General features: G+C 70.8%; 13 protein-coding genes and 2 pseudogenes. 14 read left to right on the forward strand and 1 reads right to left on the reverse strand.

Annotated features, from left to right (window positions below):
- Positions 1-258: 258 nt before the first annotated feature.
- Both ACFV20_RS13680 and ACFV20_RS13685 read left to right on the forward strand, forming a co-directional pair.
- Positions 259-621: a bifunctional 3-phenylpropionate/cinnamic acid dioxygenase ferredoxin subunit gene (locus ACFV20_RS13680; RefSeq protein WP_385655885.1), complete on the forward strand. Its 363-nt coding sequence runs from the start codon at positions 259-261 to the stop codon at positions 619-621.
- On the forward strand, positions 618-1,781 hold the full coding sequence (locus tag ACFV20_RS13685) for an NAD(P)/FAD-dependent oxidoreductase (RefSeq protein WP_385655887.1): 1,164 nt from the start codon (positions 618-620) through the stop codon (positions 1,779-1,781). The genes ACFV20_RS13680 and ACFV20_RS13685 overlap by 4 nt, the downstream gene beginning before the upstream one ends.
- 182 nt (positions 1,782-1,963) lie before the next feature.
- Here the strand turns inward: ACFV20_RS13685 and ACFV20_RS13690 are convergent, their stop codons facing one another.
- Entirely contained in the window at positions 1,964-2,710 is a 747-nt protein-coding gene (locus tag ACFV20_RS13690; protein WP_385655889.1) for an IclR family transcriptional regulator, read from the reverse strand.
- 208 nt (positions 2,711-2,918) lie between these two features.
- On the opposite strand from ACFV20_RS13690, the gene betA reads away from it, so the two are divergent.
- The 12 genes and pseudogenes from betA (at position 2,919) to ACFV20_RS13750 (ending at position 19,832) form a co-directional block, all read left to right on the forward strand.
- Complete coding sequence (betA, locus tag ACFV20_RS13695) at positions 2,919-4,580, forward strand: choline dehydrogenase (protein ID WP_385655891.1); 1,662 nt, start codon at positions 2,919-2,921, stop codon at positions 4,578-4,580.
- Between the two features lie 195 nt (positions 4,581-4,775).
- Complete coding sequence (locus tag ACFV20_RS13700; RefSeq protein WP_385655892.1) at positions 4,776-6,245, forward strand: aldehyde dehydrogenase family protein; 1,470 nt, start codon at positions 4,776-4,778, stop codon at positions 6,243-6,245.
- Positions 6,246-6,265: 20 nt separating this feature from the next.
- Positions 6,266-7,354, forward strand: a complete 1,089-nt coding sequence (locus ACFV20_RS13705; RefSeq protein WP_385655893.1) for a glycine betaine/L-proline ABC transporter ATP-binding protein — start codon at positions 6,266-6,268, stop codon at positions 7,352-7,354.
- Positions 7,354-9,363 (forward strand): ABC transporter permease, encoded by a 2,010-nt coding sequence (locus ACFV20_RS13710; RefSeq protein WP_385655894.1) that lies wholly within the window; start codon positions 7,354-7,356, stop codon positions 9,361-9,363. Before ACFV20_RS13705 ends, ACFV20_RS13710 begins: the two co-directional genes overlap by 1 nt.
- A 13-nt stretch (positions 9,364-9,376) precedes the next feature.
- A complete protein-coding gene (locus ACFV20_RS13715) occupies positions 9,377-10,339 on the forward strand; it encodes an ABC transporter substrate-binding protein (protein WP_385655896.1) in 963 nt (320 codons plus the stop codon).
- A gap of 227 nt (positions 10,340-10,566) precedes the next feature.
- Positions 10,567-13,005 (forward strand): FAD-dependent oxidoreductase, encoded by a 2,439-nt coding sequence (locus ACFV20_RS13720; protein WP_385655898.1) that lies wholly within the window; start codon positions 10,567-10,569, stop codon positions 13,003-13,005.
- A gap of 95 nt (positions 13,006-13,100) precedes the next feature.
- Positions 13,101-13,283 (forward strand): annotated as a pseudogene (locus ACFV20_RS13725) (tetrahydrofolate dehydrogenase/cyclohydrolase catalytic domain-containing protein); the annotation flags it as partial.
- 15 nt (positions 13,284-13,298) lie between these two features.
- Positions 13,299-13,409: pseudogene (locus ACFV20_RS13730) on the forward strand (bifunctional methylenetetrahydrofolate dehydrogenase/methenyltetrahydrofolate cyclohydrolase); the annotation flags it as partial.
- Positions 13,406-14,689, forward strand: a complete 1,284-nt coding sequence (gene glyA, locus ACFV20_RS13735) for a serine hydroxymethyltransferase (protein WP_385655900.1) — start codon at positions 13,406-13,408, stop codon at positions 14,687-14,689. The pseudogene ACFV20_RS13730 and the gene glyA, both read left to right, overlap by 4 nt.
- Positions 14,686-15,918, forward strand: coding sequence for a sarcosine oxidase subunit beta family protein (locus ACFV20_RS13740; protein ID WP_385655902.1), 1,233 nt, complete (start codon positions 14,686-14,688; stop codon positions 15,916-15,918). Before glyA ends, ACFV20_RS13740 begins: the two co-directional genes overlap by 4 nt.
- A 28-nt stretch (positions 15,919-15,946) precedes the next feature.
- On the forward strand, positions 15,947-19,234 hold the full coding sequence (locus ACFV20_RS13745) for a sarcosine oxidase subunit alpha family protein (RefSeq protein WP_385655904.1): 3,288 nt from the start codon (positions 15,947-15,949) through the stop codon (positions 19,232-19,234).
- The gene (locus tag ACFV20_RS13750; RefSeq protein ID WP_385655906.1) at positions 19,227-19,832 is read left to right on the forward strand and encodes a sarcosine oxidase subunit gamma; all 606 of its coding nucleotides are present in this window, start codon (positions 19,227-19,229) and stop codon (positions 19,830-19,832) included. The genes ACFV20_RS13745 and ACFV20_RS13750 overlap by 8 nt, the downstream gene beginning before the upstream one ends.
- Positions 19,833-19,860: the final 28 nt, after the last annotated feature.

The raw sequence follows: 19,860 nt of genomic DNA on the forward strand, positions 1-19,860 counted from the left end.
TCCATGGGCCGGGCTGAACCCATGGGCACGGGCGGTCCCGGCCGCACCACCGAACCCGGGGGCACGGGCCACTGTCAGCCGTCCCCGAGGGGCTGCCCGGCTCTGACCTGCGTTTCTCATCATGAAAAGCGTTCTGTATCGCGCAACGCGAAATCCGGGCGTCGAGCGGCCTGTGAACTCCTTGACAAGGGTTTGCGGGCGCCCCCAAACTGGCGTTGCGTTCACCGCAATCCGTTTCGCTATACGCACCGAGGTGTCATGATGATTCCCGCGTGCCGTCTCGTGGATCTGCCCCGAGGCGATGCCCACAGGCTCGACATCGACCCGCCGGTCTCGGTGTTCCACACCGACGACGGTGAACTCTTCGCCATCGACGACACATGCACCCACCAGGACGCCTCGCTCGCCGACGGCTGGCTGGAGGGCTGCGAGGTCGAATGCCCGCTGCACGCCTCGAAGTTCAACCTCAGGACCGGAGCCGTCGACGCCCCGCCGGCCAAGCTCCCGGTGCGCACGCACGAGGTCTTCGTCGAGGACGGCATGATCTACGTCCGGCTGTCCATGGCAGCTCCCAACCTGCCTCCCTGCATCGCCGCCCGGCTCGCCGGGGGCGTCGCGTGAGGACAGTCGCCGTGGTGGGCGCGTCGCTGGCCGGTCTGTCAGCGGCGCGCTCCTTGCGCAAGCAGGGGTACGACGGACGGCTGGTCGTCATAGGCGACGAACTCCACCGCCCGTACGACAGACCGCCGCTGTCCAAGGAGTTCCTCGCCGGCGGCATCGGCGAAGCCGAGCTCGCCCTGGAGCCGGACGACGAGGACCTGCAAGCGGAATGGCTGCTCGGCGCCCGCGCCGCCGGACTCGCCACCACACCCCGCGCCGTACGGCTCACCGACGGCCGGGACGTGAGAGCCGACGGCATCGTCATCGCCACCGGCGCCACCGCCCGCACCCTGCCCGGCATGGCCGGCCTGGCCGGTGTGCACACCCTGCGCACCTTGGACGACGCCCGCGCCCTGCGGGACGAACTGGCCCTGGGCGGACGCCTGGTCGTGATCGGCGGCGGCTTCATCGGCGCCGAGGTGGCCTCCACCGCCTCCGCCCTCGGCCTCGACGTCACCATCGTCGAGGCGGCGCCCACCCCGCTGGCCGGACCGCTCGGCGCGGCCATGGGAAGCATCGTCTCCGCCCTCCACGCCGACCACGGTGTGCGCCTGCTGTGCGGCGTGGGCGTCAAGGGGCTGAGCGGCGAGACCCGCGTCGACGCCGTCCTGATGGAGGACGGCCGCAGCATTCCCGCCGACATCGTCGTCGTGGGTGTCGGGGCCCGCCCCTGCGTCGACTGGCTGACGGGCTCCGGGGTCGAACTCGGCGACGGCGTGAGGTGCGGCGCGGACGGCCGCACCAGCGTGGCCGGGGTGGTCGCGGTCGGCGACTGCGCCTCCTGGTACGACCCGCGCGCGGGCACCCACCGCCGCGTCGAGCACTGGACCGGCGCCCGGGAGCGCCCCGACGCGGCGATCGCCGCCCTGCTCTCCTGGGGCGAGTCGGAACCGGGCGTCCCGAGGCCGCCGTACTTCTGGTCCGACCAGTACGGCGTCAGGATCCAGTTCGCCGGCAACGCCTCCCGTGCCGACAGCGTCACGATCGAGGAAGGCGCCGCGAACGACCGTGACGTCCTGGCCGTCTACCGGCGTGCCGGGCATCCGGTCGCCGTCCTCGGCATGAACCAGCCCCGGCTGTTCATGCGCTGGCGCAAGCAACTCGCGGCCAACCCGTCCTGAAAACGGCGTTGCTCCTTGCTCCGGCGAGGCCCGGTCCGGCTCGACCCGGCGGTGAGTTCCACACCTTCGTCCAGGAGCGTCTGGACGCGGGGTCGCCGCACCAGCACCAGCGCCGGCGCCGGCCTCCGGCGGCCCGGCGCCTCCCGGCGCGTGCGGCGGTCGGCTCACGCGACGCAGTGGCGTCAGCCCAGGTAGCCCATCCGGTGGCTGATCTCGTCCGCGCCCTTGACCAGCACCGGAGCGAGATCGTGAATGCGTTCCTCGGTGAGCCGGTACGCCGGCCCCGAGGCGCTGAGCGCCGCGACGACCTCTCCGTCCCGGTTGCGGACCGGGGCGGCCATGGCGTGCAGCCCCGCCTCGAACTCCTCCAGCGTCCAGGAGTAGCCGCGCTCCAGCGCCTCGGCGAGGTTCTTCTCCAGCTTCGTCTTCGCGGTCAGGGTGCGCGGCGTCATCTTCTTCAGGCCCGCGTCCGACAGCAGTGCGGCACGCTCCTTCGCCGGCATGTGGGCCAGCAGGATCTTGCCACTGGACGTCGCGTGCAGCGGCGTCAGCTGGCCGACCCAGTTGAACGCCGTGACGGCGCCCGGACCGCGCACCTGGAAGAGGTTGATCGCGTACTTCTCCTGCATCACGGCGAGGTTCACCGTCTCGCCGATCTCCTCGGCGAGGCGCTCGCACACCGGTCTGCTCTGCTGAGTGATGTCGATGCGCCCGGTGACCGCACCGGCGAGACGGACGATGCCGAAACCGAGGCGGTACTTGCCGCGCTCGCCCGCCTGCTCCACCAGTCCGCGCACCTCCAGGGCGCCCAGCAACCGGAACGCCGTGGACTTGTGCACGTCGATCTCGGCGGCCACCTCGCTGACACCGGCCTCGCCCCGCCTGGCCAGAATCTCCAGCACGGTGATGGCCCGGTCGACCGACTGCACCCCACCGGTCGGCGCACTTGTCGTTTCGGTATCTGGATGGTAGTTGCTCACAACGCAACTATACGGGTGATTAACTTAGCCGACAGCGGTGCAGGTCACGGGCCTGGAGCGGAAAAACTGAAGTTGCGTTGTCCGCAACCTGGTGCGTATAGAGATACCGGTACTAGCATGCCGCGCATTCTCTACGGCGCGAGCGAGACGAGGCCTCATGGCTGACTTGCAGTACGACTTCGTCATCGTCGGTGGTGGATCGGCCGGCTGTGCACTGGCCAACCGGCTCTCCGCGGATCCCGGCAACCGGGTGCTGGTCCTGGAGGCAGGCAGACCCGACTACCCGTGGGACGTCTTCATCCACATGCCCGCGGCACTGACCTACCCGATCGGCAGCCGCTTCTACGACTGGAAGTACGAGTCCGAGCCCGAGCCCCACATGGGCGGCCGGCGCGTCTACCACGCGCGCGGCAAGGTCCTGGGCGGTTCCAGCAGCATCAACGGCATGATCTTCCAGCGCGGCAACCCCATGGACTACGAGCGCTGGGCGGCCGACCCCGGCATGGAGAGCTGGGACTACGCGCACTGCCTGCCGTACTTCCGGCGGATGGAGAACTGCCTGGCCGCCGAGCCGGGCGACGAGTTCCGCGGCCACGACGGCCCCCTCGTCCTCGAACGGGGCCCCGGGACCAACCCGCTCTTCGAAGCCTTCCTCAAGGCCACCGAGGAAGCGGGGCACGCTCCCACCAGCGACGTGAACGGCTACCGGCAGGAAGGCTTCGCCAGGTTCGACCGCAATGTCCACCGCGGGCGCCGGCTCTCGGCCGCGCAGGCGTACCTCAAGCCCGTGCGGAAGCGGCCCAACCTCACCGTCACCACACGTGCCCTGGTCACCCGCGTCCTCTTCGAGGGCAAGCGGGCCGTCGGTGTCGAGTACCGGCGCGGTCGCGGCAGGCCGCAGCAGGTGCGGGCCGGTGAGGTCCTCCTCTGCGGAGGCGCGATCAACTCCCCGCAGCTCCTCCAGCTCTCGGGCGTCGGCAACGCCGAGGAGCTCGCAGCGCTCGGCGTGGACGTCGTACACGATCTGCCGGGCGTCGGCGAGAACCTCCAGGACCACCTGGAGGTGTACATCCAGTACGCCTGCAAGCAGCCCGTCTCCATGCAGCCGTACCTCGCCAAGTGGCGTGCCCCCTTCATAGGGCTGCAGTGGCTCTTCCGCACGGGCCCGGCCGCGACCAACCACTTCGAGGCGGGAGGCTTCGTCCGCGGCAACGACGACGTGGCCTACCCCAACCTGATGTTCCACTTCCTGCCCGTCGCGGTCCGCTACGACGGCTCCGTGCCCGCCGGCGGACACGGCTACCAGGTCCACGTCGGACCCATGTACTCCGACGCCGTCGGCTCGGTGAAGATCAAGAGCAAGGATCCGGCCGAGCACCCGGCGCTGCGGTTCAACTACCTCTCCACCGAGCAGGACCGCCGCGAGTGGGTCGAGGCCGTCAGGGTCGCGCGCAGGCTCCTCAATCAACCCGCCATGGCCCCGTACAACGCGGGGGAGATCTCGCCCGGGCCGTCCGTGGAGAGTGACGAGGAGATCCTGGCCTGGGTCGCCGAGGACGGTGAGACCGCGCTGCATCCGTCCTGCACCTGCAAGATGGGCACCGACGAGATGGCCGTCGTGGACCCGGCCGACCTGCGCGTGCACGGTCTGGAGGGCCTGCGGGTCGTCGACGCGTCCGTGATGCCCTACATCACCAACGGCAACATCTACGCGCCGGTGATGATGATCGCGGAGAAGGCGGCCGATCTCATCCTCGGCAAGGAGCCGCTGCCCCCGTCGGGCGCCGCGTACTACCGGCACCGCGAAGCACCCGCGTAACCCGCCGTTCTCACACCGCGACCGGCCCGGAAACCTGGCGTCCCGGGCCGGTCGGCGTCGGGTTCCGGGGGTTGCCTCCTTGGCGAAACCGTCATCGGTCAACCCCTTGACGTGCGATCCCGCCTTCTCCAGAGTGTTCCACCACAAGCAATGCGGTGCGTGATGCGCAACGCGATTCGCTCGAAGGGCCCCGACGTGGCAGACCTGTACGTGGACGGCGAATGGCGGGACCCCGTGGCCGGAGGCCGCCGGGACATCCACTGCCCCGCCGACGGCACCCTCTCCGCGACCGTCTCCGAAGGTACCCGCACCGACGCCGAGGCGGCCGTCGCCGCGGCCCGGCGGGCCTTCGACGCGGGCCCCTGGCCGCGCACCCCCGAGCGCGAGCGCGGAGCGCTCCTGCTGCGCACCGCCGACATCCTCGAACGCGACGCCAAGGCGTTCGCCCGCGCCGAATCCCTGGACACCGGCAAGCGGCTGGTGGAGAGCGAGTACGACATCGCCGATGTCGTCTCCTGCTTCCGCTACTACGGGGGGCTGGGCGGCACCGGCGCGGGCCGGGTGATCGACACCGGCCGTGACGACGCCGTCAGTCGCGTCGTGTACGAACCGATCGGCGTGTGCGCACTGATCACGCCCTGGAACTATCCGCTGCTGCAGGCGAGTTGGAAGGTCGCCCCGGCCATCCTCGCGGGCGACACGATCGTCCTCAAACCCAGCGAACTCACCCCCTCCACCTCGATCCTGCTGATGAAGGCCCTGGCGGAGGCGGGACTTCCGGCCGGCGCCGCCAATCTCGTCCTGGGAGCCGGGCCCGAGGTGGGAGCACCGCTCGCGGAGGACCCTGCCGTCGACATGGTCTCCTTCACCGGCGGTCCGGACACCGGCAGACGCATCATGGCCACCGCCGCCGCGACCGTGAAGAAGGTCGCACTGGAACTCGGCGGCAAGAACCCCAACGTCGTCTTCGCCGACGCCGACTTCGAGACGGCCGTGGACTTCGCGCTCACGGCCGTCTTCCTGCATTCGGGCCAGGTCTGCTCGGCCGGTGCACGGCTGATCGTCGAGGACGCGCTGCACGACCGGTTCGTCGACGAGGTGGTCTGCCGCGCCCGGCGGATCCGCCTCGGCGGCCCCTTCGACCCGCACGCCGACACCGGCCCGCTGATCTCCGCCCAGCACCTGGCGAAGGTCGAGGCGTACGTCGCGGCCGGACTCGCCGAGGGCGCCGTCCTGCGCTGCGGCGGCGCACGCCCCGACGACCCGGCGCTGGCCGGCGGCCACTACTACCCGCCGACCGTGCTCGACGCGTGCGGTCAGGACATGCGCGTGGTGCACGAGGAGTCCTTCGGACCCGTCCTCACCGTGGAGCGCTTCACCGACGAGGACGACGCGGTCCGCATCGCCAACGACACCGCGTACGGACTCGCCGGCGCCGTCTGGACGCAGGACGCCGGCAAGGCCCAGCGGGTCGCCCGCCGGCTGCGCCACGGCACCGTGTGGATCAACGACTACCACCCCTATGTGCCGCAGGCGGAGTGGGGCGGGTTCGGGCACTCCGGCGTGGGCCGGGAGCTCGGACCCACCGGCCTGGATGAGTACCGGGAGCCCAAACACATCTGGCAGAACATCCAACCCCGGCCGCAGCACTGGTTCCGCGGCTGAACGCCGAAAAGAGGTCGAACATGACCCCAGCAACGACCGAGGCGCCGCGGCGGCGCGACACCCCCCAGGACGCGGCGCCCACTCCCGTCATCTCCGTACGCGAGCTGTGGAAGGTGTTCGGGCCGAAGGCGGCCCAGGTGCCCGGCTCCGAGGAACTGCGCGGACTCACCCGGCGCGAACTGATGGACCGCACCGGGTGCACGGCCGCCGTGCGCGATGTGAGCTTCGACGTCGCGCCCGGCGAGGTGTTCGTCGTGATGGGCCTGTCCGGCTCCGGCAAGTCCACCCTGGTGCGCTGTCTGACCCGGCTCGTCGAACCCACCGCAGGAGAGATCCTGTTCGAGGGCGAGGACATCCGCGACGCGGACGCAAGCCGCCTGCGCGAGCTGCGCCGCAGCAAGTTCTCCATGGTCTTCCAGCACTTCGGGCTGCTGCCGCACCGCCGGGTCGTCGACAACGTGGCGTTCGGCCTGGAGATCCGCGGCATGAGCAGGGCCGAGCGCACCAAGCGCGCACTGGAGGTCGTCGAACTCGTCGGCCTCTCGGGCTACGAGAGCTCCTACCCCGACCAGCTCTCCGGCGGCATGCAGCAGCGCGTGGGCCTCGCCCGCGCCCTGGCCGGAGACCCCGACGTCCTCCTCTTCGACGAGCCGTTCTCGGCGCTCGACCCGCTGATCCGCCGCGACATGCAGAACGAGGTCGTCCGCCTGCACCACGAGGTCGGCAAGACGATGGTGTTCATCACCCACGACCTGTCCGAGGCGCTGCGCCTGGGCGACCGCATCCTCATCATGCGCGACGGCAAGACGGTCCAGTGCGGCACCGGCGACGAACTCGTCGGCGCCCCCGCGGACGACTACGTACGCGACTTCGTCAGGGACGTGCCCCGCGGCGACGTGCTGACCCTGCGGTGGATCATGCGCCCCGCGGAGCCGGACGACCCCCTGGACGGCCCCGAACTGGGCCCGGACGTCGTCGTGAAGGAGGCCACCCGGGCGGTGCTCGCGGCCGACAAACCGGTCAAGGTCGTCGCGGACGGCAAGCTGCTCGGCATCGTCGGCGACGACGAGATCCTCGCCGTGGTCGCCGGGCAGGAAGGCGACGCGTGATGACCGTCGCCGTACAGCAGACGCAGCGACCACAGAGAACGGGGAACGAGGAGCCCCCCGCTCCCGCCCGGCGCGCGCCCGCGGTCGGCCGCTCGACGGTCATCGCCGCGATCCTGGTCGTCTGGCTCGTCCTCTTCGCCGTGCTGCGCGGCAGGCAGACCCTCTCCCTCGCCGCGGCCGATCTGACCGACCTGCACCGGTGGTTCAACGACGTCAACGACTCCATCGGCGCGAACCGCAACTCCAACCCGCTCTTCCTCTACTTCTTCAACGAGATCCGCCTGGTCATCGACACCCTGGTGACCTTCGTCCAGGAGCTGATATCGCAGCCCACCGCGGGCCGTCCGGTTCCGCAGATCGGCTGGCTGGGCGTCGTGGGCATCGCCGGCTACGTCTCCTGGGCCGTGGGCAACTGGCGGGTCGCGCTGCTGGCCGTCACCGGTTTCACCTTCCTGGGCATGCAAGGGCTCTGGCAGGAGAGCATGGACACGCTGGCCCTGACCCTCTCGGCGGTGTGCGTGGCGTTGCTGTTCGCCCTTCCCCTGGGGGTGTGGGCCGGACTGTCCGACCGGGTCAACCGGATCGTGACGCCGTTCCTGGACTTCATGCAGACCATGCCCACCTTCGTCTATCTGGCGCCCCTGACCCTGTTCTTCCTGATCGGCCCGGCCTCCGCCACCATCGCGACGGCCATCTACGCGGCACCACCCGCGATCCGCATCACCGCCCACGCCATCCGCTCGGTTCCCGAGACCACCGTCGAGGCGGCGGACTCGATGGGCGCGACACGGCGCCAGGCACTGCTGAAGGTGCTGCTGCCGATGTCCCGACGGACCGTGGTGATGGGCGTCAACCAGACCATCATGGCCGCCCTGGCCATGGTGACCATCGCGGCCCTGATCAACGCGCCCGGCCTCGGAGCGACCGTCGTCCAGGCCCTGCAGTCACTGGACGTCGGCACGGCCTTCAACGCCGGACTCGCCATCGTCGTCATGGCCATCGTGCTGGACCGGGTCACCACCGCCGCCGGCGGACGGGCGGACACGGTACGGAAGTCGGACAGTCCCTTCCTGAAGTGGCGCAGGCACCTGCTGGTGGCCGGGGGAGTGACGGCCCTCGCCCTGGTGTACCTGTCGCACACGTATCTGTGGGCGGCCGAGTTCCCCGGCGAGGGCAGCACCGGAAGCACCATCGCCAGGGCGGCGACCGATGTGACCACCTGGGCACAGGACCACCTGTCGGGCCTGACCAACGCCTTCCGGGACGCCCTCACCAACGGCCTGCTCAACCCCTTCCAGGCCCTGCTGACCGACTCCCCGTGGTGGCTCGTGGGTGCCGCCCTGGTCGCGCTCGGCACGGTGCTCGGCGGATGGCGCGCCGGGGTCACCACCGCGGTGTGCGCGGGCCTGCTGATCGGCACCGGTGTGTGGTCGGACGCCATGACGACCCTGGCGTCCACCGCGGTGGCGACCGTGCTCGTGATGCTGCTCGGCGTCGTCCTCGGGGTGTGGATGGGCCGTAGCGCGCTCGTCGACCGGCTGCTCAGGCCCTCCCTGGACGCGGCCCAGGTCATGCCGCCGTTCGTCTATCTCGTGCCGTTCCTCGCGCTGTTCGGCGCGACACGGTTCACGGCCATCGTCGCCGCGATCGTCTACGCGGCACCCGTCGCCATCAAGATCATCGCCGACGGCGTGCGGGCCGTGCCCGCGACCACCGTCGAAGCGGCCACGTCCACCGGATGCAACACCTGGCAGATCATCACCAAGGTCCAGCTGCCGCTGTCACGCCGAGCCCTGACCCTCGCCACCAACCAGGGCCTCATCTACGTGCTGTCGATGGTCGTGGTGGGCGGCCTGGTGGGAGCGGGCGCCCTCGGCTACGACGTCGTGGCCGGGTTCTCGCAGGGCCAGCTGTACGGCAAGGGACTGGCGGCCGGACTCGCCATCGTCCTGCTCGGAGTCATGTTCGACCGGATCACTCAGGCAGCGGCTCGCCGCGCCGGGGCATAAGGAGCACCTCACCATGGCACGACACTTCAGAGCCGGCGCGGCCGGACTGGCCGTCCTCGGCCTCACCCTCACGGCCTGCGGCGGCGCGAAGGTCGGCGACGACAGCGCGGCCGGCTCGGGCAGTTCGGGCACGTGCGGCACCTTCAACCTCGCGATCAACCCGTGGGTGGGCTACGAGGCGAACGCGGCGGTCCTCGCCTACGTCGCCGAACACGACCTGGGCTGCAAGGTCGAGCAGAAAGACCTCAAGGAGGAGATCGCCTGGCAGGGCTTCGGGACGGGCGAGGTCGACGCCGTCGTGGAGAACTGGGGCCACGACGATCTGAAGAAGAAGTACATCACCGACCAGAAGACCGCCGTCGAGGCCGGGCCGACCGGCAACAAGGGCCTCATCGGCTGGTACGTGCCGCCGTGGCTGGCGAAGGCGCACCCCGAGATCACCGACTGGAAGAACCTCGACAAGTACGCGTCGAAGTTCAAGACCTCGGAGTCGGGCGGCAAGGGCCAACTCCTCGACGGCGACCCCTCGTACGTCACCAACGACGAGGCGCTGGTGAAGAACCTCGAGCTGGACTTCAAGGTGGTGTACGCGGGCAGCGAGACCGCGCTCATCCAGGCGTACCGCAACGCCGAGAAGAACAAGCAATGGGTGATCGGCTACTTCTACGAGCCGCAGTGGTTCCTGTCCGAGGTGCCGCTGAAGAAGGTCAGCCTCCCCGCGTACAAGGAGGGCTGTGACGCCGACGCGGAGAAGGTCGCCTGTGACTACCCCGTGTACGAACTCGACAAGATCGTCAGCGCGAAGTTCGCCAAGTCGGGCAGTCCCGCCTATGACCTGGTGAAGAACTTCACCTGGACCAACGACGACCAGAACACCGTCGCCAAGTACATCGCGGTGGACAAGATGGCGCCCGAGGCCGCGGCGAAGAAGTGGGTCGAGGCCCATCGCGACAAGGTCGACGCCTGGATCAAGTAGGGCGTGGGAACGCCCGTGTGAGTCCGGCCGCAGAGGCCCGGCAGGCTGTGTCGTCAGCCTGCCGGGCCTCGTCGTTTTGTGCTGATACCTCCCCGTAGTCCCCAGGCGGGTTTCCGGCGTCGCGGACCCCTTGACACGCCGATGCACGACGGGCACATTGAGTTGCGCAACCTGAACCTTGTTGCGTAGACAGCAACTGGATCGCTTTCAGCGTCGGAGGTGCGGCGATGGCGGGACCCCGGGTGGTCATCATCGGAGCGGGCGTCGTGGGGGCAGCGCTCGCCGACGAGATCTCCGCGCGCGGCTGGACCGAAGTGACCGTGGTCGACCAGGGCCCGCTGCCCGCCACCGGGGGCTCGTCGTCGCACGCCCCCGGCCTGGTCTTCCAGACCAACTCCTCCAAGACCATGACCGAGATGGCCCGTTACACCGTCGAGAAGCTCTGCTCACTCGACGTCGACGGACAGCCCTGCTTCCTCCAGGTCGGCGGCCTGGAGGTGGCCACCAGCCCGGAGCGCGTCACCGAACTCCAGCGACGCCACGGCTGGCTGGCCTCCTGGGGCATCGAGTCCCGGCTGCTGACCACCGAGGAGTGCGTCGCACAGCACCCGCTCGTCAACCCGGACAAGGTCCTCGCCGGCCTCCACGTACCGACGGACGGCCTCGCCAAGGCGGTGCTCGCCGTCGAGGCGCAGATCCGCCGGGCCACCGAGCGCGGCGTCCGCTGCCTCGCCTGCCACGAAGTCCTCGACGTCCTGCAGGCCGAGGGCGAGGTGACCGGTGTCCGGACCGACCAGGGCGAGATCCCCGCGGACATCGTCGTGTGCTGCGCCGGCATCTGGGGCCCGAAGATCGCCCGTATGGCCGGCATGAACCTCCCGCTCACCCCGCTCGCCCACCAGCTCGCCTGGACGGGCCCGGTCCCCGCGCTGGCCGGCCAGACGCAGGAGGCGGTCCGCCCGATCCTGCGCCACCAGGACGCCGACCTCTACTACCGCGACCGCTTCGACGGCCTGGGCATCGGCTACTACGGCCACCGCCCCATGCCGATCTCCGCCGACGACATCCTCTCCGTGGACGAGTCCGACGAGATGCCCTCCGTCCTGAAGTTCACCGAGGAGGACTTCGAGGAGGCCTGGACCGAGACGCAGTCACTGCTCCCGGCGACGAAGGACGCCAAGGTCGAGGAAGGCATCAACGGCCTGTTCTCCTTCACCACCGACGGCCTGCCCCTGCTCGGCGAATCCCCTGACGTCAAGGGCTTCTGGGTCGCCGAGGCCGTCTGGGTCACCCACTCCGCGGGCGTCGGAAGGGCCATGGCCGAGTGGCTCGTCGACGGCTACTGCTCCTCCTTCGACCTGCACGAGTGCGACGTCAACCGCTTTGAACCGCACCAGCTCTCGCCCGAGTACGTGCTGGCCCGCGACTGCCGGAACTTCGTCGAGGTCTACGACATCCTGCACCCCCTCCAGCCGTCCGGGGACCCGCGCCCGATCCGCACCAGCCCGTTCCACACCCGACAGCAGGAGCTCGGCGCCTTCTTCCTGGAGGCGAACGGCTGGGAACGCCCACAGTGGTACGAGGCCAACGCGGGCCTGGTCGAGGGCCGTTCCGTCGTCACCCCCAACGACTGGGCCGCGCGGTACTGGTCGCCCATCGTCGCAGCCGAGGCCCAGACCACGCGGGAGACCGTCGCCCTGTACGACATGACGGCCCTCAAGCGACTGGAGGTCAGCGGGCGCGGTGCCGGCGCGTTCCTGGAGCGGCTGTGCACCGGCAAGGTCGCCAAGTCCGTCGGCTCGGTGACCTACACGCTGCTCCTCGACCACGACGGCGGTATCCGCAGCGACGTCACCGTCGCCCGGCTCGCCCCCGACCTCTTCCAGGTCGGCGCCAACGGCAACCTGGACCTCGACTGGTTCACCCGCCACCTTCCCGGCGACGGCACCGTCCAGGTCCGCGACATCACCCCAGGCACCTGCTGTGTCGGACTGTGGGGGCCGCTCGCCCGCGACGTCCTCCAGCCCCTCACCGACGACGACTTCTCCGCGACCGGCCTGAAGTACTTCCGCGCCAAACGTGCCCACATCGGCTCCGTGCCCGTCACCGCGATGCGCCTGTCCTACGTCGGCGAGCTCGGCTGGGAGCTCTACACCACCGCCGACCTGGGACAGAAGTTGTGGGACACGCTGTGGCGGGCGGCCGAGCCGCTGGGCGGCATCGCGGCCGGGCGCGGAGCCTTCAACAGTCTCCGCCTGGAGAAGGGCTACCGCTCCTTCGGCACGGACATGACGTACGAACACGATCCGTACGAGGCCGGTGTCGGCTTCGCCGTGAAGCCCGACAAGGACGACTTCGTCGGGAAGGCCGCGCTGGAGCGGCGCAGGGCCGATGTCCGGCGGAAGCTGACCTGCCTCACGATCGACGACGCGAAGGCCGTCGTCATGGGCAAGGAGCCGGTGTACGACGGGCAGCGTGCGGTGGGGTACGTCACGAGTGCCGCGTACGGCTACACGATCGGCAAGGGCATCGCCTATGCGTGGCTGCCGGTGGAGCTGACCGTTCCGGGGACCGTTCTGCACATCGGGTACTTCGACCAGTCCGTCGAGGCCGTGGTGGCTGAGGAGCCTCTGTTCGACCCGACGATGTCCCGATTGCGTGGCTGAGTCGTCGTCTGCGGGTGCGTCGTGGCTTGTCGCGCAGTTCCCCGCGCCCCTTGCAGGGGCGCAAAGCCGGACCCTTGTCGGAAGGAGCTCTTCAGGTGACCGCACAACTCCTCGACGGCGAGGCCACCGCCGCCGCGATCCGTCGTGAACTCGCCGAGCGTGTGGCCGAGCTGACCGCCCTCACCGGCCGTGCTCCCGGCCTCGGCACCGTCCTGGTCGGTGACGATCCGGGCAGCCACGCCTACGTCGGAGGCGAGCACCGGGACTGCGCCCAGGTCCATCCGGACGCCGCCCAGGCCGCCGGTTGGCTCGCGCCGGTGCCCGGGGGCGTGGGCCCCCTGACCCGCGCCATGTTGTCCGCCCATGTCGTCGAGGCCGCCGAGAGGAACGCGAACGCCGTATGAACGCGCTGAACACCCCCCTGGCGGAGCTGGATCCCGAGGTCCACGCCGCACTCCGCGCCGAACTGCACCGCCAGCAGTCCACCCTGGAGATGATCGCCTCCGAGAACTTCGCGCCCTCCGCCGTGATGGAGGCCCAGGGTTCGGTCGCGACCAACAAGTACGCCGAGGGCTACCCCGGCCGCCGCTACTACGGCGGCTGCGAACACGTCGACGTCACCGAGCGGCTGGCCATCGAGCGCGTCAAGTCCCTCTTCGGCGCGGGCTTCGCCAACGTGCAGCCGCACTCGGGCGCCCAGGCGAACACCGCCGTCTTCTTCGCCCTGCTCCAGCCCGGCGACACCGTCCTCGGCCTCGACCTCGCACACGGCGGGCACCTCACGCACGGCATGCGCATCAACTACAGCGGCAAGATGCTCGACGTCGTGCCGTACCACGTGTCCGAGGCGGACCACCTCGTCGACATGGACGAGGTCGAGCGGCTCGCCAAGGAACACCGCCCCAAGATGATCATCGCGGGCTGGTCGGCCTACCCCCGGCAGCTGGACTTCGCGGCCTTCCGCAGGATCGCCGACGAGGTGGACGCCCTGCTCATGGTCGACATGGCGCACTTCGCCGGACTGGTGGCGGCAGCCCTGCACCCGAGCCCCGTACCGCACGCCCACGTCACGACCACCACCACGCACAAGACCCTCGGCGGCCCGCGCGGCGGCGTCATCCTCACCCACGAGGCCGACCTCGCCAAGAAGATCAACTCTGCGGTCTTTCCCGGCATGCAGGGTGGCCCCCTGGAGCACGTCATCGCCGCCAAGGCGGTGTCGTTCAAGGTCGCCGCGACACCGGAGTTCGCCGAACGCCAGGCCCGCACACTCGCCGGCTCCCGCATCCTCGCCGCACGCCTCACCCGGGCGGACGCGGCAGCCGCCGGAGTGAAGGTCCTGACCGGCGGCACGGACGTCCACCTCGTCCTGGTCGACCTGCGCGACTCCGAGCTGGACGGCCGCCAGGCCGAGGACCTGCTCCACGGGATCGGCATCACCGTCAACCGCAACGCCGTGCCCTTCGACCCGCGCCCGCCCATGGTCACCTCGGGCCTGCGCATCGGCACCCCCGCCCTGGCCACCCGCGGCTTCACCGAGGAGGACTTCGCCGAGGTCGCGGACGTCATCGCCTTCGCCCTCCAGCCCCGACCGGACGTGACCGCCCTGCGCGCCCGCACCGAGGCCCTGGCCGCCAAACACCCGCTCTACCCGCACCTGTCCGGCAACGGAGACGCCCGATGAACCCCCGCACCCCCGGCGCCGAGCTACCGGAACACCCCGACTGGCTGTGGCGCAACCCCGAGCCCAAGCGTTCCTACGACGTCGTCGTCGTGGGCGGCGGCGGACACGGCCTGGCCACCGCCCACTACCTGGCGAAGAACCACGGCATCACCAACGTCGCCGTGCTGGAGAAGGGCTGGCTGGCGGGCGGCAACATGGCCCGCAACACCACGATCATCCGCTCCAACTACCTCTGGGACGAGAGCGCCGGCATCTACGAGCACGCCCTCAAGCTGTGGGAAGGCCTCGCGGACGAACTCGACTACCCGATCCTCTTCTCCCAGCGCGGCGTACTGAACCTCGCCCACAGCCTCCAGGACGTCCGCGACAGCGTCCGACGCGTCGAGGCCAACCGCCTCAACGGCGTGGACGCCGCATGGCTCGACGCGGACGGCGTCAAGGACGTCTGCCCGATCGTCAACATCTCCCCGGACGTGCGCTACCCCGTCCTCGGCGCCACCTACCAGCCCCGTGCGGGCATCGCCAAGCACGACCACGTCGCCTGGGGCCTGGCCCGCTCCGCCGACGCCGCCGGCATCGACATCATCCAGAACTGCGAGGTCACCGACCTCGACCTGGCCGGCAACCGGGTGGTCGGAGTCCGGACCACCCGGGGCCCGATCGCCGCCGGCAAGGTCGCGCTCTGCTCGGCTGGCCACACCTCGGTCCTGGCGGCCATGGCAGGCATCGAACTCCCCTTGCAGAGCCACCCCTTGCAGGCGCTCGTGTCGGAGCTGCTCGAACCGGTCCACCCGACCGTCGTCATGTCCAACGCGGTCCACGTCTACGTCAGCCAGGCACACAAGGGCGAGCTGGTCATGGGCGCGGGCATCGACGCCTACAACTCCTACACCCAGCGCGGCGCCTTCCACATCATCGAGGAGCAGATGGCCGCGGCCCTGGAACTCTTCCCGGTCTTCGCCCGCGCCCACGTCCTGCGCACCTGGGGCGGCATCGTCGACGTCAGCCCCGACGCCTCACCGATCGTCGGGCTCAGCCCGGTGGACGACCTCTACCTCAACTGCGGCTGGGGTACCGGCGGTTTCAAGGCCACACCCGGCGTCGGCTGGGTCTACGCCCACACCATCGCCCACGACACACCGCATCCGCTGAACGCCCCCTTCTCGCTCGACCGTTTCACCACCGGCGCGCTCGTCGACGAGCACGGCGCGGCCGCGGTGGCCCACTAGGACCACTGGAAGCTTTGGGAGCCGATCCATGCTGCTGATCCCGTGCCCGTGGTGCGGACCTCGCGACGAGGCCGAGTTCCACTACGGCGGCCAGGCCCATGTGCCGTACCCGGAGGACCCGGCGTCCCTCACCGACGCGGAGTGGGCCCGCTACCTCTTCTTCCGCGACAACCCCCGGGGCCCCTTCGCCGAACGTTGGAGCCACACCGCGGGCTGCCGCCGCTGGTTCAACGCCGTCCGGGACACATCGACGAACGAGATCCTGACGGTGTACAGGGTGGGGGAGGAGCGCCCGGCTGCTTCTGAGGCACGCTCGGCCACATCAGCAGCCGCCGGGCCTGGGCGAGTCGAGCCGTCGACCGGGCGGCGGTCAGCCCGTCCGGCGTTTGAGGACGAGGCCGTTCAGGCCGAAGGGGGGCCTGGGGGCGCAGCCCCCAGCGGGGTCGAAGGGGCGGAGCCCCTTCACGATGGGACGGGTAGGGGCGGCGGGGGCGAACCAACCCAGCCGTTCCGTCACCCCACCCGCGGCCGAATCACCCGCGACGAACCCCTGACCTTCACCTTCGACGGCACTGAGTACCAGGGCTACAGGGGCGACACCCTCGCCTCCGCCCTCCTTGCCAACGGCGTCATCCAGACCGGCACCAGCATCAAACGGGGCCGCCCGCGCGGCATCTTCTCGGCCGGCGTCGAGGAACCCAACGCGGTCGTCCAGATCGAGGAACCGTTCCCCGAGCCCATGCTCCCGGCCACCACCGTCGAGCTCTACGACGGCCTCGTCGCAACCAGCCTCCCCGGCCAGGGCCGCCTCGCCACCGAACCCGACCCGGCCCGCTACGACGCCGTGCACACCCACTGCGACCTCCTGGTCGTCGGCGCGGGCCCGGCCGGCCTCGCCGCGGCGGCGGCCGCCGCCCGCTCGGGCGCCCGCGTCATCCTCGCCGACGACCAGCCGGAGCTCGGCGGCAGCCTCCTCGGCACCGGCGAACTCCCCAACTGGGTGGCCGAGACGACCGCCCGGCTGGAAGCCGCCCCCGACGTACGCGTCCTGCGCCGCACCACGGTCTTCGGCTACTACGACGACAACCACCTGCTCGCCGTCGAGCGCCGCACCAACCACCTCGGCGCCGCGGCTCCCGAGAAGGTCTCCCGGGAACGCGTCCACCGCATCCGGGCCCGCCACGTCGTCCTCGCCACAGGCGCCCACGAACGCTCGCTGGCCTTCGCGGACAACGACCGGCCCGGCGTGATGCTGGCCGCTTCGGCCCGCACCTACGTCAACCGCCACGGCGTGCTGCCCGGCCGCCACGCGGTGGCCTTCACCACCAACGACAGCGCCTACGCGGTGGCGCTGGACCTCGCCGCGGCGGGCGTCGCCGTCGAAGCCGTGGTCGACACCCGTCCCGAGCCGGGGGAGTGGGCGAAGCGCGCCCGCCGGGCCGGCATCGAGGTGCTGACGGGCCACGCCGTCACCGCCACGGACGGCGCCCCCCGTCTCACCGCCGTGACCGTCGCGCCGTACGGGGAGACGGCGGGGCGACGGGAGTTCGCCGCCGACCTGCTTCTGGTGTCCGGCGGCTGGAACCCGGTCGCGCACCTGTTCAGCCAGGCGGGCGGCAAGCTCCGCTTCGACGAGGAGCTGGGCAGCTTCGTACCCGACACCTCCCGCCAGGCCGTGGAGGTCGCGGGCGCGGCGAGCGGCGTCCTCGACCTGGCCCGAGTCCTCGCGCAGGGAGCGGCTGCCGGAGCCCGCGCGATCGAGGCCGAGGGCTACACCTCCGAGGCGCCCCGCCTGCCGCAAGTGGCGGCGCAGCCCGAGACGCCCCCCATGCGGGTCTCCACCGTCCCGGGCCGGGAGGGCGCCCCGCGCTTCGTCGACCTCCAACGTGACGTCACCGTCGACGACCTCGCCCGTGCGACCGGCGCCGGAATGCGCTCGGTGGAGCACACCAAGCGCTACACCACGGCCGGCACCGCCAACGACCAGGGCAAGACGTCCGGCGTCCTGGCCAGTGGCGTCGTCGCCGAACTGCTCGGCGTGGACATCTCGGCACTCGGCACGACCACGTTTCGGCCCCCTTACACCCCCGTCTCCTTCGCCGCCCTCGCCGGCCGCGACCGCGGCGTGCTGAGCGATCCGGTCCGCACGACCGCCCTGCACGAGTGGCATGTCGCGCAGGGCGCTCTCTTCGAGAACGTCGGCCAGTGGAAGCGGCCCTGGTACTACCCGCGGGACGGCGAGGACATGGAGACGGCCGTGCTGCGCGAATGCGCCGCCGCCCGTGGGGGCGTCGCCTTCATGGACGCCTCGACTCTCGGCAAGATCGACGTGCAGGGCCCGGACGCCGCCGTCTTCCTCGACCTGCTCTACACCAACATGATGAGCACCCTGAAGGTCGGCATGATCCGCTACGGCGTGATGTGCCGCCCGGACGGGATGGTCTTCGACGACGGCACCGTCATCCGCCTCGACCAGGACCGCTACCTGGTCACCACCACCACCGGCAACGCCGCCGCCGTGCTGGACTGGATGGAGGAGTGGCTCCAGACGGAGTGGCCCGAGCTGAAGGTCCACTGCACCTCCGTGACCGAGCAGTGGGCCACCGTCGCCCTGGTGGGCCCGAAGTCCCGCGAGGTCCTCGGCACCCTCGCGCCGCGACTGGCCGTCGCCCAGGACGACTTCCCGTTCATGGCGTGGCGGGACACCGTCGTCGCGGGCATCGAGGCCCGGGTGTGCCGCATCAGCTTCTCCGGTGAACTCGCCTACGAGATCAACGTGTCGCCGTGGGAGGCGCTCGCCCTGTGGGAGGCGCTGGACGAGGCGGGCGCCCCGTACGGCATCACCCCGTACGGCACGGAGACCATGCACGTCCTGCGCGCGGAGAAGGGCTATCCGATCGTCGGCCAGGACACCGACGGCACCGTGACACCGCAGGACCTCGGCATGAGCTGGGCGGTGTCGAAGAAGAAGCCCGACTTCATCGGCAAGCGTTCCTTCGCCCGTGCCGACACCGTCCGCCCCGACCGCAAGCACCTGGTCGGTCTGCTCCCGGAGGACCCGGGCACGTTCCTGCCCGAGGGCACGCACCTCGTCGCCGACAGCGTGCTGCCCGCGCCTCCCGTCCCGATGCTCGGCCACGTCACGTCCAGCTACCGCAGCGCGGCCCTGGGCCGGACCTTCGCGCTCGCGCTGGTCAAGGGCGGACGCGAGCGCATCGGGGAGCGCCTCTACGCCCCCGTCGGTGACCGGCTGGTCCCGGTGACCGTCGCGAGCCCCGTCCTCTACGACCCCGAGGGAGCCCGCCGCGATGGCTGACACCGCCCTTACCGCCCCGCTCCGCAGCCCCCTGTCGCACGCCGCGGACCGGCTGGCCGCCGCGACCCGCACCTCCGGAGGTGCCGTCCGGCTGGCGGAACTCCCCTTCCTGACCCAGATCGACGTGCGCCTCGACCCCAAGGGAACGGCGGCGGACGCCGTGGGACTGGCGCTGGGCCTGCAACTGCCCCTCGAACCCGGCACCGTCGTCCGCGCCGGGGACCTGACCGCGCTGTGGCTCGGCCCCGACGAGTGGCTCGTCGTCGGACCGCCGGGCGGCCGGCGCGCACTGGAGCACCGGATCCGGGAGGCCGCCGGGGACGTGCCCGTGTCCGTCGTCGACGTCTCGGCGCAGCGCACCACGCTCCTCGTCGCCGGCCCCCGTGCCCGCGACCTGCTGGCCCACGGCTGCTCGCTCGACCTGCACCCGCGCGTCTTCGGGCCGGGCCGCTGCGCCCAGACGGCCCTGGGCCGCACCCAGGTCGTCCTGGTGGCCCGCGACGACCCGAAGGCCGGGTTCTGGGTGCTGGTCCGCTCCTCCTTCGCCGGCTACCTGACGGACTGGCTGCTGGACGCCGCCGTGGAGTGGACGGGCTGACCCGGACACCACGAGAGCGGCGGTCGGG

Origin of the sequence: Streptomyces sp. NPDC059696, assembly GCF_042733745.1 — a bacterium.
Taxonomy (GTDB): domain Bacteria; phylum Actinomycetota; class Actinomycetes; order Streptomycetales; family Streptomycetaceae; genus Streptomyces.